Origin of the sequence: Methanolobus vulcani (assembly GCF_006546655.1) — an archaeon.
In the GTDB taxonomy this organism is placed as follows: Archaea; Halobacteriota; Methanosarcinia; order Methanosarcinales; family Methanosarcinaceae; genus Methanolobus; species Methanolobus vulcani_A.
Map to the genome: position 1 here is coordinate 1 of NZ_VIAQ01000001.1, position 15,529 is coordinate 15,529.

Genomic DNA, 15,529 nt, shown 5'->3' on the forward strand with positions numbered 1-15,529 from the left:
ATCATTGCAGTTCCAAGATCTTCAGGTGTGCGTTTCATTTTCCTGAAGACAAATGTTGATGATATTACTGAAATGAAGAATACAAGTCCTACAAGAATCCCGACCTTCCATCCGCTTACTTCAAGGGTTGAAGCAAGTATCATGCAGGATACAAAAAGAGCTGTAAGACATACAGGACAGGGAACTGAAATTACAAGGAAGGTCTTTTTTGAGACATCATGTCCACAGTTCCATTTTTTCTGCGTGTAGACACCTGCAGCAATAAGAAGCAGTGCGATGAATACATGTAATGTCATTCCAAGATTTGAAATCTTTTCAAGATATGACTGGTCTACCATTTCTACAAGGCTTCCAAGTATGACGGAGATAAGAAAATAACCATTTGCAAGTATCAGTACATCTTTTTTCTTTACAGTCGAAAAGCCACACCCTACTCCGGTCTTTAGTCCGAAGATAGAGATGCCTATCAGTATGCCGATCACGGCTGCATATACGTAGCTCATTGTACCACCAGTAGAATAGAGTATATATTTCAACTACCAACGAGTATGAGTTAATAAAAACTACCTCCTAAGTAGTAAAATATGTCTATTTCATAACATACGATAATTGTTTGTTTTTAAGATAATACATGTGTACATCTTTATTGTACATATACATTTCTATTTCCTGATGTTGCACTTGTTTTTTTATATATAGAGGCTCTGTAGAAAACCTATTGAAACCAATATCTATAGTCAAAATCTGTAAAAATGATTATTATTGAAGACAATAATCCTAGTAACAATAAGTTAGAAACGTTAGATTAATGCTTATGAGTAACTCTCATCAATCTGTTAAGTGTAACCAAAATATCATATAGTATCACTCCCAGTAATCATTGATTATATGACTGACAGGGAAACAAAAGGGATAACCATCTATCCTCTTCTTCTGGTGAACTTTATCGGTACTATGGGTATCAGCCTGGTCACTCCGTTCCTTATATTCCTTGTGGAAAGGTTCGGTGGCAATGCACTGATATATGGTGTCATTTCATCGATGTATCCTGTTTTCCAGCTCATCGGTTCCCCATTACTGGGACGCTGGTCTGATACCTATGGAAGGAAGAAGGTGCTTCTGCTCAGTCAAATAGGCACCCTAATTTCATGGATGATATTTTTTATTGCCCTATTCGTTCCGATAATGATTCTTGTCAACGTGGATTCAGGTATATTTGGGAGCTTTGCAATGACGGTCCCACTGGTCCTTTTGTTCATTGCAAGGGGCTTTGATGGATTGACTGGTGGGAATGTCTCTGTTTCCAATGCGTACATTGCCGACATTACTGAAGATAAAGATAGAAGTAAGAACTTCGGAAAGATGTCGATTTCCACAAATCTTGGTTTCATTGGCGGCCCGGCACTTGCAGGAATCCTCAGTGTAACGATATATGGTGAAGCACTGCCGGTGCTGGCAGCGATTATCATTTCTCTAGCAGGTGTCATTCTCATAGCTTTCTATGTGCCAGAATCCCGAAGATCTATCATGAAGGAAAAGATTTCTGATGATTTTTCAATGACATCTGATATGTCTGAAAGGTGTGCGAACCCCGCGCCTGTACAGAAAAAAGGATTGAGGTATATACTTGGGCTGAAACATATCCCATACATGTTCTTTATCTATTTTCTGCCCACCCTTGGTTTCAATGCCTTCTATACCTCTTTTCCTGTATATGCTTTCAACGAGCTTCAATGGAGTATTGCAGAACTGGGACTCTTCTTTTCGTTCCTGAGCCTTCTTCTAATAGTAGTGAAGGGGCCATTACTCTCGTATTTATCAATAAGATATTCCGACCCTTTCCTTATAATGACTGGATGCCTGATACTGGGAAGCAATTTCATACTTCTGGCATGTGGAAGCACTAACCTGATCTATGTAGCTGCTGTGCTGTTCGCAGCAGGCAATGGTCTTATGTGGCCATCCACACAGTCTATGCTGTCAAAGCTTGCAGGAAAAGATAATCAGGGACTTGTTTTTGGAGTATTCGGCAGTATTTTAAGCGTTGCCAGTATCTTTGGTCTTATGAGTGGAGGATTCATCTACGAGCTTCTAGGAAGAGGAGCGTTCATAGTTATCGCGATTATCATTTATCTTATATTCCCGTTCTCCCTTCGTCTTAGATCGTTCGATCAGCCGGATAACACATAATAGCAGTGCATTAAGGTCTATGTTCACTTTTATCTGAGCATATACTTTCCATCATAAAAAGAGTGATTTCATGCAAACTTTATGCATGATGGTGATTGTTTGAAAAATATGATTGCAGTAGAATTTATGAAATGTTCATCTAAACTTAGTTTTGCAAAAAGTGGATGGAAAAATCATAACTAATAAGTTAGAAACGTTAGGTTAATAACTAAAATTCATCGGTGATCATTCACCATCAACAACTATATCAAGTTCTATTCTGGCAACTGGTTCTAACTTTTTCCATGATACTGTTGAGTTCTTTTCAATTTTATAGTCTTTAACGGTCTTCTTAGAAAACTCGCCATCTACTTCATATACAAAAAACCCTTCTTCGCCATCTGTAGAAACAACACTTTCCTGACCATTGATTTTTTTTACTTCTACTGCAGCTACGTTTTCAAGTGCTTCTAACAAGCATGTCCCTTTTTTCACATGCACTTTTTTTTTTGGAGCAAACATATCAAGAGCAGAAAAAATATTTGTATTATTTACACAAATAACATGGCTTTTCCCATAAATTTTTCTTGTTATGAGTCCGGCATCTTCCAGAATATTAGCATGCTTTGATATAACAGGAACCGATAATCCTAGGTTTCTGGCAATCTCCGATATATGTATTTCATTCTCACGAATCAATTGCATTATCTTAATGCGTGTATCGCTTCCAAGAGCATTAAGTATCATTAGCTTTTGATCGGTGGTAACCTGTGAGAATGTACTATTTTGAGTCATGGATTATAGTAGAAAGTCTAATGCTTATTATACCTTTCGATTTTAACTAATAATAATACGGAGAATACTAATATTATTAACTAGATTGGATGACATTGATATCATTCATAATAATAGTTATATCACTGCTATTATTATATCTGTTTTTATTGAAAGCAATATTCAGACTTTCATTTTGGGAAGTAACATTTGCACCTTGCATCTGGAAATAATTTACCCATGCTTCCTCATATTCAGTATTCATGACAATACTGAAGTTTGATACATTTCTGTATTCAATCTTATTTTCATCACCCAATAGTACATTCACTATAGATACGCCATTGCCACCAACACTTTTTCTATCACCGGTTATATTGTATAATAAAAGAGTAACTTTATTGTTGTTATAGTCAAAAAAAGGATTGCTCCTCATTGTTGAGTTGCCACCCTGTTTTAATATTACAGCACCATTTTCGAAAATATATTCCTGATCAAGCCATTGATTATTGGATGCTGTGTATCTAAGATATCCACATTTAGAAGAAATATTAATATCAAATGGATCTAATAACATGTCATATTTGATATGAAAACGGCCAGTTTTAGGAGGATTTTTTTGGCCTGTTGCTGTTATATAATTTATTCCCACAACAAAGGTTAAGTTAAATGGCCTTGAAGTCTCACTGAGAATTTCAGAGAATTGATATCTGGGATTAAGAAGATCTAGGTTTAAGAGATTCACAGTATTGGGATGAGTAGTAACATTGTAATAACTATTATTAAGCACTGTTTCATTGAAAACAATCGTCCCATTTTTAAGTGTTGTGACAAATACCTCCGAGCAATTTAAGAATGCTACTGAAATAGAGTTATTCTCATCAACACTTACAGAATAATTGTTTGTTATAAAAGTATCTGTTTGCATTGAAAGAGTAGATACATGATCTATCTGTTCAATCACACTTTTATTTTCATCGATTTCATATTCCTGTTCCTCTATCGAGTGGGCCCCCTCCATAAATATATTGAAGGAGCTACCATCCGGTGATATTGTAATAATTCCACTGGAAGAAACTGAAGAAATATATGGAAGACCCCCATCCCCTAGTGGGATAAATACTCTTGAACTGGGATTCCCAGAAGTGATCATGGACGAAAGTTCTACAAAAGAATTTCTTACATCCTGCATGTGGTGAATCTCATGATCTGCCGCAAGTGACGGAAGATAATATGCATTGATAGCACTCAGAAAAGTTATAATCACAGCCATAATGAGAATAGCAGTGACAACTGTTGAAACAGCGTTGTCATCTTCAAAAAATGAGCATATTTTCATGTAGAGATAACCCCTTCTGCAAGTATCCCTCTTGTATGAATCACTGTAACTGTAACTCCTTCAGGATTGGTGTTTAGTAGCTTTGTAATATTGATATCGACAGTCTCAGGGAACCTCCAGTACGGCTGAGAGGTCAGAGTAGACAACTTAGTATAATTAGTTTGTGATATATTTGATGAATTTGTAATTTCTAGGCTTATCTCCGATACTCGGAGAGAATCTCCACCTACATGAGTCAAATGTATAATTGAAGAATTGTTAATATCAGAAGACAATTCGATCTCCATATAAGGAATTCTCTCATCTGGTAAAAGTGAGTAAACAGAAATAGAAAATACTGCCACCAGAGTAACTGCTATGGATAATTTTAATATTTCTCCTACCATTTCTGAAGCCAAAGTATCACCTAATATCAATAAATTATAATTTTGTGGAACATGATAAAGGTAACTATCATCATTATGAGTGAATGTTTAAGACCTGCCATGATTTTACCTTCTGCCATTTCACCAAGGATCAAACCGGAAAATAATCCGAGAATACTACATGTAGTAAACATCGTAGACTTTATCTCATCAGGATTGATAAGTCCCTGATTTGCACCCATTCCTACAATAGAAACCAGGAATTCATTTGCAAAAGAATAGCAAACATAAAGAAAAGTTCCAAATGCAAGATAAACGGTTGCAAGATATATGAATCCTGTTTCAAACCTGTCAGTACGTAATTTGTTCATATTCTCTGCATCTTCAGCAGCGATTAGTAGAACATCTTTTGTGTCATCACTCACTTCACTTGCCTTGATTAAAAGAGTAACAGCGCGCCGAAGAGCGGGGGTTCCTATACGATTCTCAAAGCGTGCAAGTGCGTCTTTCATTTCCCCTCCCCATTCCATATCCATCCATACCCTTCTTACTTCAGTAGATAACAAACCTATGTTAGATTTAAGAAGAAGTCCCATTGCGCTTTTAAGAGGGAGACCCATTTCATTGATCTCAGCAAGCCTCCTTAAGAAATCTGGAATTGCATTATCCAGCTTTTTCAGTTTCCTGACTTTATATTCATATGCAAGTGTTATCGGTAAAAAACCCAATATTAGAGAAAGTAAAAGCTGTTTTTCAAAGTGATTGTCAAAGTATATGAAAGGAAGTACCATCAAGGGAATGCTGTAAACTATCGCATAGAGGGGCTTTTTGACTACTGGAGCAAAGGGGTGTTTTAAAATATCAAGTACTTTCTTCTTTGCCTTATTGCTCTCAAACTTATCCATATTTTTTTTGTATTCCTTATCACCAATATCCTCTTCTTCTATCGCCAGAGATCTAGTAAGTATAACCTTATCTACATATTTCATTCCCAGATCTTCTTTAGGTGAAATCGCATCAAGAAGAACTATCAGAGCAATAGAACCTATAGGAAGACCTATATATAGAGCCTGAAACAAAAATGGACTTTGAGAAGTATTAAGCAGACCAATTGTCACTAGTGTTATCAGAAGAAATATAGGGACTGCAACAAAAGCTACAACATAAACCTCCGAGATCATTTCCAATGTTTTGATGAACATTATCTGTGTCTTTTTTGCATGATCAAAATACTGATTCATCTTGACGGCAAAATACTTGTCCACATGACTGCCGCCTTCAACCATGGGAATCATGTTCTCAAGAAAATCCTTAAATGTGGGAGATGGTGTCACTGCTGCAGTATTATGTATAGCCTGCATAAGATCAGTTCCCAGAAGTTCAACATCCCTTACTATATACGATGCTTCAATTGCTATCTCCCCATAAATATGAGGGTTTCTGGCAAGTTCCATGATGGTCTCATACATTGTCGACCCACCTTTGCACATGCCATAACAAAATGAAGCTGCATGTGGCAAAACAACATCTATTTTGGTTTTGCGTGCAGAAGCTTTTAGCTTAGGATTGATGAGACAAATATAGTAGACAAATATTGCTCCGACAACAGGACCTATTACCAGAATCTCATAGGAGAGAAGAATGGTGTGAAAAGTACGGAAGAAAGCAAATATCTCATATTTAAGCAATACTGGCATTAAGTAAAAGAGAATGAATAGTGTCACAAACATCTGTGCTGCATAAACTATGCATTGCTCAATGTAGACCGAATAATGAATGTCCATTCTAGCCGAACTAAGACTTTTCCTGAGATCCGCATATTTTTCCGGTCTTGATTTCACATAATGACGGATAAAATATCTGTTAACTTTAAAATCCACCTGCTTCTACCTCCTGAGAAGGTGAATCATCAAAAGACAAAAGACTCAATATTTTATCTGGATCTTTTCTAAATGCATCCAGCCATTCCACCACTCCTGTATAGTCACGTATACCTCTTTCTATCATAAGCTCAAGAAAACGCTGTTTTTTGCTCAAGTTTTGATCTAACTCTTCAAGTGTCCAGCCACGTTTATTTCTGATTTCATTAATTATGAAAGATCCTTTATTTTCAAATACATCGTTGATAGGATCCCATACACAACTGTCTTTCAGGTCCACACCGTTTGAAGAAACACCAATTACTTCAGATATTACAGAACACCTTCTTCTCTGAACTCCCTTCTCATAGGAACTAGACTGCATTGAAATTACGTCAAGAGCTGTGAACATTGCCACAGGAACGTTTATTGGGGCATGGGTAAACCTGTTGATAACTTCTCTAGGAGTTCCTGCATGGAATGTTGAGCAGGTTGCATGTCCTGCATTCATTGCCTGGAAAAGAATCTGGGCCTCAACGCTCCGTACTTCTCCTACCAAGAGGTATTCTGGACGCTGACGCAGTGCTGCTTTAAGCAGGTCATTTAGATCTACTGTACCAATATCGTTGGCATTCAAGCCATCTCTTGTAACAGTAGGAACCCAGTTTTCATGAGGAAGCTGTACTTCTCTGGTGTCTTCCAATGTGACGATTCTTACATCCATGGGGATAAACATACAGATAGCGTTAAGAGAAGAAGTCTTACCTGATGCAGTACCACCGCAAAAAAGTATATTCTTGCCATTTTCCATACATATCCAGAAATATGACATCATCTCTGAAGAGAATGTTTTCCATGCAATAAGATCAAGAGGTGTGATTGGTACCTTTTTCTGTTTCCTTATACTGAATGAACTACCTTTAGGACTGACCTCAGTACCATAGGTGATATTGATACGGGAACCATCTTTCATTACTGTATCAAGTATTGGTGTGGATTTTGAGAGATGCCTACCACTGTTCTGGGCAATGCGCATAACAAAAGAATTAAGTTCATCACTGCTATTGAAAACAATATTAGTAGTAACATTTCCGTAGATAGTATGATGTATGAACAATGGAATACCAATTCCATTACACCACAAATCCTCTATATTAGGATCGCGCATTATAGAACTTATCTGACCAAATTCTACAAAGTCACGTTTTATATAATAAAATACTTTTTCAAATGATCGGGATGTAAGGTCTGAATACTCTGCCAGTATCTTTCTCACTTGTTCCTTGAGAAGTTCTGTTTTCCTTTCATCTGTGAGCGCTTCAATATCTTCTATCCCTTTAAGTGTAAGCACATCTCCCAGTTCCATGAACAACTGCTCAAGCAAGGTAATTTCAAACCGATTTAGTTTTGGTTCAACTATATGATATAAATAATCTTTTTTCTCGATATGATAAATAACAGATATGAAAGAGTATGGTTCATCTACCCAGTACCGTTCTATTTCCTCATACTCTGCAGGAACTTCGAATTCCACTATTTTCTCATCAAAGCCTGATATTTCATTATAAAGAACAGCGAGCTCTTCTTCAGATTCGTTTATATCGTTTGAAGGATTCTCCACTTTCTTAAGTTTAGAGATAAACTTGTTAGCTTTAATTATACCGTTTTCAAGTAGCGAAGACATTTCTGTTACCTGTAACATTTACATGTATAAATACATACTGATTTAGATGTACACATCATTAGAATAATAGATTGAACTTTACATATCCCAGTAAATATTTACTTTTTTAACTGTACCACCTTCTTCAAAAAAGGCATATCGTGTATTATTTTTGATTTTTAAATAGAAATCATAATCTGCTTCTTTTGCATAATCCCGTGATATAACTCCGTATTTCTCTCCTTCCTTGACATAAGCAATTTTGTCCCAGTTAATCTGTTTTTCAGTAGAACCCGTGTAATCTATATAGTCCAAGAAATACAGCTCTTCCAGTTCCTCCAGATCAAGGTTAGTTGTTTGTTTTTTAGTTGTTTGTCCTTTTTTAATAGAACCCGTACAATCTACAAAGACCAGACCCATGTCAGTTGTTTCAAAAGCATTAAGCGCATGACCTTCTTCCAAATCAGAATAGTCTATTGTGACATAAGCTGCACGAATTCCAGCCTGCTCTGCATTGTTGTGTAATCTTTCTGCAAAATCTGTGCAGACAAATGTACCATCTACATACATTAATTGATCAGTGTCATCATTATCTAAAAATACCAGTAAGTCATACCATGAACAATTTTTAGCTAATTGGTTATCTACCAAAACAACTGGTTCCCCGAGACGTTTCATTATAATGTCTTTTACAACAACTGGATCTGCAGCCGGAGCAGAAGAAACAAGAGCTGAATCTATATCGGGACTCACAGCCGTAATGACGGCTGCAGATAAGAGTAAAGTCAAGAGTGGAGTTAGTATCAAAAAAACAGCTATTTTGGTATATAATACCCGTTTGTTAACTTGCTTAGCTGATTTTCCAGTTTTCTTTTGTTTATCCCCTTTTACAAATAGATGGGAAAGTATGCTATTACTACCATTTCTTTCAGCAAGCATTTTTTCATATTTATTCAAACATGAAGAACAAAAATGATATTCCTTTTGGGATTTTTCATCAATCTCATGTGTTAAACATGATGAACAAAAATCATGTTTACACATCGAACATTTAGAAGATACATTTTCAATATCAGTACTATTGATCAAGTCTCCACAGTTTTTACAGAATTTTTTGTATAGTGAAGGAGTGCTGGACCAAGGACTTAATTTTACCCCATCATGTTTCGTATCAATGGAACTTTTAGATAAAGCATTCTTTGTTGCATCTCTGTCACAAGAATCGAAGTTGACAGATTTTGTTTTATTTTCTGCAATACAACTAATCTCAGGAACTGAATCAACATCATTAATCCCATTCCCTTCAATTTCCGGTTCGCATACTTGCATGGAACAATATGTGCAAACCCACTCCGCACCCTCAATATGTTTAGTCCCATCATCACCCTGACAAGAAGAACAAAACTCTTTTCCACATTTAGAGCAGATAGCAGAATCAAACTTCAAAACAGATTCATTTTCAAAAAAAACTGTTTCAATACCATTCACAACTTTGATTTTCGGTGTTTTCTTTATTTCATGGACAGTGTTAATCTCTTTTCCACAATTAGAACAGTATCTAATGTCGAGGACCTTATTATCTTCACCATCTTCAGATATCCCGGACACAGGTATACTACTACTAATATTTGTGTTAAGTGAATCGTTGACGTTGCCAACGTTCTCCATTCCTTTACTTTGATCACTATTCATATTGATATCCATTGTTCACAGCATTCATATATGGTTAGGAGTGAACTGTTATTTAAAGTTATATAGATGATAGCATATCATAATAATGATAATACAAATAATACAATGAACAATTGTATATCAGTTAACTAAAATATCCATAAACATAATTGGTATAAAGGTATATGCTTATATATAAATTCTGTAAACTTATAATTGACATATTTGAGGCATTCTATTGTAATTATGGACTATAAATTTTAAAAGTGGTTTCAAGTTGAATCAGCACAATGTTATCTGATATGATTTAAAGATTAGATGGAGAGAACAATCAAAATGAATGAAAAAACCGAACTCAACTCTTCCTTACAAAATAACAATTCAGAAAATATATTTGATAATAAACAATTTTTGTGGGAAACCTCTACCGGGGAGCGTGTATTCCGGCAGGATAAATCAGTTATCGTTGAATTACCTTCTGGAAGAAGTACACTTACAACTTCACATCTCAATGGTGGATACAGGGAAGATATACAGTACGTATTCAACCATCAGGGAGTTGATGGATTTGAAGATTGCGGGTCTAAATTAAAGGCAGCTGGATCTATAAGTACATATGAGGCTAATGTTGCTGAAAGAATTGGACTGGATCCATCGAAGTCAACAGGTCAACACACTGCAGCGAATATGAATAATGTGGTAATAGTAACCAAGACCTTCAGGGATCTGGAAGTAACAGCTGTCACTACCGGGGGAATAGAGGTGAACGGTGGAAGAGCAGGAGATCCTGCCTCCTACTATCAGGAAAATGGAATGTACAACATGGTACTGGGAACCATAAACACTATTTTGATCATCGGTGCTGATCTCCCATCAAATTCCATGGTAAGGGCAGTCGTGACCGCAACAGAAGCAAAGACCGTTGCTATCCAGCAGCTCATGGGACGAAGCAAATACTCAGAGGGAATTGCCACAGGTTCCGGGACTGACTCGATAGCTATTGTTGCTAACAGGAACAGTTCTATGCATTTGACCGATGCCGGAAAGCACTCAAAACTTGGAGAACTTATAGGAAAATGTGTGATCGAGGCTGTGCAAAAAGCTCTTGCAAAAGAAACAGGACTGACACCCCAATCACAATGTGATATGCTTATACGCCTTGAACGGTTCGGAATTGACGAGAAAAAATATTGGGAAGTCTCAGCAGCGATGGATGGTGAGAACCGCAAAGTGCAGTTTATCAATTCATTGAGGTGCATGGCGAAGAACCCTGCGTTAGTAGCTGCTACTGCATCCGTATTACATATAGTTGATGAGATTTCATGGGGATTGGTTCCTGAAAAAGCAGGAAAAAAAGCTGCATTTGAGACGATGAAGGGACTGCCGGAAGTATTGATGGCAAAGAATTTCCCTCCATTCGATAAGATTCTCAACGAAAAAGAATCAATAATCACGAACTGGATACGCACAACTGCATGGATAGCCAAGAATGGAATGTATGGTGAAACAGAATGAAAACGAAGGTTATTCTGGTTTTGTTAATCGCAATATCATGTATCCTTATGTCTGGATGCATGGGGGAGAGTATCTCAGAAGATAATGATTCCATAGAAGATACATATGACCCCACAATGGACTATTTTCCTGATAAGGTAGATGTTGAATATGCAATTGGTTTCTCTGTGGAATACCACAATAACTACAAATTTGTTACAGTCACTGACCCAAAAACAAGTGTTGAATATTCTTATGTTCTTGTCCAGAAAGGAACTCCGGTCCCCGAAGGTTACAGCGATTCACTTGTAGTGGAAATTCCTGTTGAAAGCATAGTTGCACTTCCCATATCACATATCCCTGCTCTTGACGTTATAGGGGAGGTTGACAAGCTCAAAGCTGTAGGTAATTTCAATTATGTTAACTCTGTTCCGGTAAGAGAACTCATAGAAGAAGGAGCTGTGGAAGAGGTGGGAAGTGGGAATGAAGTAAATGTGGAATCAATAGTAGAAATCAATCCCGACATTGTTTCGACTCTTACCACTGATATGACAGGTAGTGACGAGTATATATTCGCCCTTAAGGATATGGGCCTAAAACCCGTGAGTACATGTGAATCAAAAGAAGAATCACCTCTTGGCAGGGCAGAGTGGGTAAAGTTCATGTCTCTTTTCTTTAACGATGAAAAGAAAGCAAATGAATATTTCGCAAAGGTTTCCGAAAATTATACAGAAATGGCCCAGCTAGCAAATAACGTTGAGGAAAGACCTATTGTTATGGCAGAATATGCATTACGTGGTACATGGTACGCTCCTGGAGGAAACAGCTTCATTGCACAATTCGTCAAAGATGCCGGAGGTGTCTACCTGTGGGAAAATGATAATAACACGGAGAGCTTTGAACTTGATTTTGAATATGTCTTAGATAAAGGAAAAGATTCGGATTATTGGTTCGTATCAGCTGACTGGGATAGCATTGAAGCTATGGAGTCTTATGATCCATTGTACCTGGAATTCAATCCTGCCAAGACCGGGAATGTATACACATGCTATTACAGGGTATATGATACTGGTGAGGATGGTGGATATGGTGGCAATGATTACTATGAATCGGGAGTTTTAAGGCCCGATATAGTTCTTGCGGATTATATAAAGATACTTCATCCGGAGCTGTTACCGGATTATGAGCTGTATTACCATAAGCAACTAGAGTCAACAAGCGAGGATAGTGAATAATGAAAGTTAATGAGCGGGGTTGGGACAGCTCATCCAGAGCTGTTCTGCTCATGGTTTTTTCCCTGGCTGCATTATTCATATTCTTCATGCTAGACCTGATTTTGGGGTCGGTAAATATACCTTTCCAGGATACTCTGGCAATACTGCTGGGTAATAAAATGGTAAATGATTCGTGGCAGATCATAATCATGGATATGAGGCTTCCAAAAGCATTTGCAGCGGCATTTGGTGGTGCTGCACTGGCAGTTGCCGGTCTTCTAATGCAGACCCTGTTCAGAAATCCTCTTGCAGGTCCATTTACTCTTGGTATTAGCTCTGGTGCAAGTCTTGGAGTTGCTATTGTAATTCTTCTGGTGGGAGGTGGAACAGCAACAACGATTCCTCAAATGCTTGCCGGTCTTGGTTCCTTTGGAAGTGCAGCAGTTGCTATAGCTGCTTTTGCGGGTTCATCAGCAGTGCTTATGATAGTACTTTTTATATCACGCAAAGTAGAGAGCAGTGTGACAATACTGATTCTGGGATTAATGTTTGGTTATGCTGCAACTTCTTTAGTTACTATACTTGTACATTTCAGCGATCCTGAAAAAGTTAAAGCATTTACCGAATGGACTTACGGTAGTTTTGACATAAGATGTGCCGAGGTTAGCATACTTGTTCCAATCATATCAATTGCCCTGATTTCCTCATTTTTGCTCATCAAACCTCTAAATGCTTTGCTTCTGGGAGAAAAATATGCAGAAAGCATGGGGATGAACTTTAAAACAACACGACACTATCTTATTATTATTACTGCATTGCTTGCAGGAACTGTTACTGCATTCTGTGGTCCCATTGCTTTCCTTGGGGTTGCTGTACCTCATCTTTGCAGGGGGCTTTTTTTAACTGCAGACCACAGGATACTCGTACCGGGATGTATCATTCTTGGTGGTAGTCTTGCATTGTTCTCCGACTTGGTAGCACATCTTCCAGGGAGTAATCTTACACTTCCATTAAGTGCCGTAACCTCTATGCTCGGAGCGCCGGTCATAATATGGGTGGTACTTCGGGGTAACAAATTAGGAGGGATGCAAGCATGAAAGAAAAGCCACTGTTATCTGCATGTGATTTATCTATCGGATACACTACTCGGAAGAAAACTCAAAAAGTTATTTCTGAAAACCTGAACCTGGAGCTTGTACCGGGAGAACTTGTTTGCCTGATAGGGCCGAACGGTGCAGGCAAATCCACATTAATAAGAACTCTTATTGGTATGCAGCCATCTTTAACGGGAGACATTTCTCTTATGAATAGACCTCTTGAAGATTTTACTGCTATGGAAAAAGCAAGGGTTCTGAGTGTAGTGTTGACATCTAATACCAATATTTCTCATTTCAGAGCTTTCGATGTTGTGGCCCTGGGTCGTTATCCATATACAGGCTGGTCCGGAACACTGTCTGAAGAGGACAAAAAGATCGTTTCTTTTTCTTTGGATTCTGTGGGGGCTACTGAACTTTCCAATCGATTTATGTCTGAGCTAAGTGACGGAGAAAAACAAAAAGTAATGATCGCACGCGGACTGGCACAGGACCCTTCGATACTTGTGCTAGATGAACCTACTGCTTTTCTCGATCTCCCTCACAAGATCGAGGTAATAAGGATACTTAAATCCCTTTCAAGACATCCGGGGAGAGCTGTGCTGTTATCTATCCATGACCTTGATATCGCCATGCGCACAGCTGACAGAATATGGCTGTTCAATAAGAAAGGGGAGTTCTTTTCAGGATCTCCTGAAGACCTTATATTACAGGGTGTTTTTGGCTCTGCTTTTGCAATGGGGGGAGTTCATTTCGACAACGAAAAGGGGACTTTCATAATCCCTCCTGAAAAGAAGGGTGATGCCAATCTCCTGGGAAACAATGGTGTCGAGCGTATCTGGACAGCGCATGCACTTGAACGTGCAGGCTATTGTATTTCTAAAGACAATAGCAGTAGCATAACGATCGAGATCGGGAACAATTCAGGGAATACTTGCTGGAAATGTATGAACGGGGAGCCTGAAAGGGAATTTCCATCAATTGCCGATATGATCAAGTATATCAATCAGATTCATGAGAACAAAGATTCAAAAAAACAGCTACCTGTTGATCTCATTGATCAGGAATTCGATAATACAATAGTTGATGAGGTATGCTTAACATGAAAAAGGAATGCTTGGGAATGCAGGAAGAGGGAGGACGGTTCAGGAAAGAAAGAGAGGTGTGTGAGAAAAAGAAACTAACCAACTCCATAGGTATGGAGTTTCTAAAAATTCCTGCCGGTGAGTTTAAGATGGGATCTAATGGGTGTGATTTTGAAAAACCCATTCATACAGTGAAGATCCCTAAACCCTTCTACCTCGGCAAATACACCGTCACGCAGAAGCAATGGAAAGCTGTCATGGGCAACAATCCGTCTGATTTCAAGGACGATGATAGGCCGGTTGGGCAGGTTTCATGGAATGATGTGCAGGAGTTTGTCAGGAAGCTGAATGAAATGGAGGGGACGGATGAGTACCGCCTGCCGTCAGAAGCTGAGTGGGAGTATGGCTGCAGGGCTGGTACGACCACGAGATATTTGTTTGGTGATGATGCGTCTGATCTGGATGATTATGCATGGTGGGATAAAAATTCAGGATGCACAACTCATCCGGTTGGTCAGAAAAAACCGAATCCCTGGGGGTTGTATGATGTGCATGGCAATGTATGGGAATGGTGTCAGGATGAGTGGCATGATGACTATACAGGTGCTCCTGATGATGGGAGTTCGTGGGAAGATGGTAGTAGCTCGGACCGGATCATACGTGGTGGTGGCCTGGGTGTCGAAGCCTGGTACTGTCGGTCAGCCTTTCGCTACTACTTCCAGCCGGACGGCAGGGGAAGCCCTGTAGGATTTCGTCTTCTCAGGAAAATATAATTGTTTGCTTCTTTAGCACTTTATAACTT

The 15,529-nt window shown here is 38.4% G+C and carries 13 protein-coding genes; 6 read left to right on the forward strand and 7 right to left on the reverse strand.

Annotated features, from left to right (window positions below; translation table 11 throughout):
• Nucleotides 1–503: DUF2162 domain-containing protein (locus tag FKV42_RS00005; protein WP_154808196.1), on the reverse strand; the 503-nt coding region annotated here is incomplete at its 3' end.
• A 385-nt stretch (nucleotides 504–888) separates the two neighbouring features.
• On the opposite strand from FKV42_RS00005, the gene FKV42_RS00010 reads away from it, so the two are divergent.
• Nucleotides 889–2,190: an MFS transporter gene (locus FKV42_RS00010; RefSeq protein WP_154808197.1), complete on the forward strand. Its 1,302-nt coding sequence runs from the start codon at nucleotides 889–891 to the stop codon at nucleotides 2,188–2,190.
• A gap of 225 nt (nucleotides 2,191–2,415) precedes the next feature.
• Here FKV42_RS00010 and FKV42_RS00015 read toward each other — a convergent pair whose 3' ends face one another.
• The 6 genes from FKV42_RS00015 to FKV42_RS14050 all read right to left on the reverse strand — a co-directional run bounded on the left by FKV42_RS00015 (nucleotide 2,416) and on the right by FKV42_RS14050 (nucleotide 9,861).
• Complete coding sequence (locus FKV42_RS00015; protein WP_154808198.1) at nucleotides 2,416–2,964, reverse strand: ArsR family transcriptional regulator; 549 nt, start codon at nucleotides 2,962–2,964, stop codon at nucleotides 2,416–2,418.
• A 76-nt stretch (nucleotides 2,965–3,040) separates the two neighbouring features.
• A complete protein-coding gene (locus tag FKV42_RS00020) occupies nucleotides 3,041–4,282 on the reverse strand; it encodes a DUF7289 family protein (protein ID WP_154808199.1) in 1,242 nt (413 codons plus the stop codon).
• Nucleotides 4,279–4,680 carry a type IV pilin N-terminal domain-containing protein gene (locus tag FKV42_RS00025; RefSeq protein WP_154808200.1) on the reverse strand — a complete coding sequence of 134 codons (402 nt, stop codon included), beginning with the start codon at nucleotides 4,678–4,680 and terminating at the stop codon, nucleotides 4,279–4,281. The genes FKV42_RS00020 and FKV42_RS00025 overlap by 4 nt, the downstream gene beginning before the upstream one ends.
• 14 nt (nucleotides 4,681–4,694) lie before the next feature.
• Nucleotides 4,695–6,527 (reverse strand): type II secretion system F family protein, encoded by a 1,833-nt coding sequence (locus FKV42_RS00030; RefSeq protein ID WP_154808201.1) that lies wholly within the window; start codon nucleotides 6,525–6,527, stop codon nucleotides 4,695–4,697.
• On the reverse strand, nucleotides 6,517–8,190 hold the full coding sequence (locus FKV42_RS00035; protein WP_196213986.1) for a type II/IV secretion system ATPase subunit: 1,674 nt from the start codon (nucleotides 8,188–8,190) through the stop codon (nucleotides 6,517–6,519). Before FKV42_RS00035 ends, FKV42_RS00030 begins: the two co-directional genes overlap by 11 nt.
• Before the next feature lie 78 nt (nucleotides 8,191–8,268).
• Complete coding sequence (locus FKV42_RS14050; protein WP_230375353.1) at nucleotides 8,269–9,861, reverse strand: hypothetical protein; 1,593 nt, start codon at nucleotides 9,859–9,861, stop codon at nucleotides 8,269–8,271.
• A gap of 315 nt (nucleotides 9,862–10,176) precedes the next feature.
• Between FKV42_RS14050 and FKV42_RS00045 the strand changes: the two genes are divergently transcribed.
• The 5 genes from FKV42_RS00045 to FKV42_RS00065 are packed head-to-tail and all read left to right on the forward strand — an operon-like array spanning nucleotide 10,177 to nucleotide 15,500.
• Nucleotides 10,177–11,355: an adenosylcobinamide amidohydrolase gene (locus FKV42_RS00045; RefSeq protein WP_154808203.1), complete on the forward strand. Its 1,179-nt coding sequence runs from the start codon at nucleotides 10,177–10,179 to the stop codon at nucleotides 11,353–11,355.
• Nucleotides 11,352–12,569: an ABC transporter substrate-binding protein gene (locus tag FKV42_RS00050; RefSeq protein WP_154808204.1), complete on the forward strand. Its 1,218-nt coding sequence runs from the start codon at nucleotides 11,352–11,354 to the stop codon at nucleotides 12,567–12,569. The genes FKV42_RS00045 and FKV42_RS00050 overlap by 4 nt, the downstream gene beginning before the upstream one ends.
• Complete coding sequence (locus FKV42_RS00055) at nucleotides 12,569–13,645, forward strand: iron ABC transporter permease (RefSeq protein ID WP_154808205.1); 1,077 nt, start codon at nucleotides 12,569–12,571, stop codon at nucleotides 13,643–13,645. Before FKV42_RS00050 ends, FKV42_RS00055 begins: the two co-directional genes overlap by 1 nt.
• On the forward strand, nucleotides 13,642–14,748 hold the full coding sequence (locus tag FKV42_RS00060) for an ABC transporter ATP-binding protein (RefSeq protein WP_154808206.1): 1,107 nt from the start codon (nucleotides 13,642–13,644) through the stop codon (nucleotides 14,746–14,748). The genes FKV42_RS00055 and FKV42_RS00060 overlap by 4 nt, the downstream gene beginning before the upstream one ends.
• Nucleotides 14,745–15,500 carry a formylglycine-generating enzyme family protein gene (locus FKV42_RS00065; RefSeq protein ID WP_154808207.1) on the forward strand — a complete coding sequence of 252 codons (756 nt, stop codon included), beginning with the start codon at nucleotides 14,745–14,747 and terminating at the stop codon, nucleotides 15,498–15,500. Before FKV42_RS00060 ends, FKV42_RS00065 begins: the two co-directional genes overlap by 4 nt.
• The last annotated feature ends 29 nt before the right edge of the window (nucleotides 15,501–15,529 follow it).

What these genes read in the sequence shown, in the direction of transcription:
- FKV42_RS00065 (WP_154808207.1), top strand. Translation starts at nt 14,745, where the DNA reads ATGAAAAAGGAATGCTTGGGAATGCAGGAAGAGGGAGGACGGTTCAGG.
- FKV42_RS14050 (WP_230375353.1), bottom strand. Translation starts at nt 9,861, where the DNA reads ATGAATAGTGATCAAAGTAAAGGAATGGAGAACGTTGGCAACGTCAAC.
- FKV42_RS00015 (WP_154808198.1), bottom strand. Translation starts at nt 2,964, where the DNA reads ATGACTCAAAATAGTACATTCTCACAGGTTACCACCGATCAAAAGCTA.
- FKV42_RS00020 (WP_154808199.1), bottom strand. Translation starts at nt 4,282, where the DNA reads ATGAAAATATGCTCATTTTTTGAAGATGACAACGCTGTTTCAACAGTT.
- FKV42_RS00060 (WP_154808206.1), top strand. Translation starts at nt 13,642, where the DNA reads ATGAAAGAAAAGCCACTGTTATCTGCATGTGATTTATCTATCGGATAC.
- FKV42_RS00055 (WP_154808205.1), top strand. Translation starts at nt 12,569, where the DNA reads ATGAAAGTTAATGAGCGGGGTTGGGACAGCTCATCCAGAGCTGTTCTG.
- FKV42_RS00010 (WP_154808197.1), top strand. Translation starts at nt 889, where the DNA reads ATGACTGACAGGGAAACAAAAGGGATAACCATCTATCCTCTTCTTCTG.
- FKV42_RS00045 (WP_154808203.1), top strand. Translation starts at nt 10,177, where the DNA reads ATGAATGAAAAAACCGAACTCAACTCTTCCTTACAAAATAACAATTCA.
- FKV42_RS00050 (WP_154808204.1), top strand. Translation starts at nt 11,352, where the DNA reads ATGAAAACGAAGGTTATTCTGGTTTTGTTAATCGCAATATCATGTATC.
- FKV42_RS00035 (WP_196213986.1), bottom strand. Translation starts at nt 8,190, where the DNA reads ATGTCTTCGCTACTTGAAAACGGTATAATTAAAGCTAACAAGTTTATC.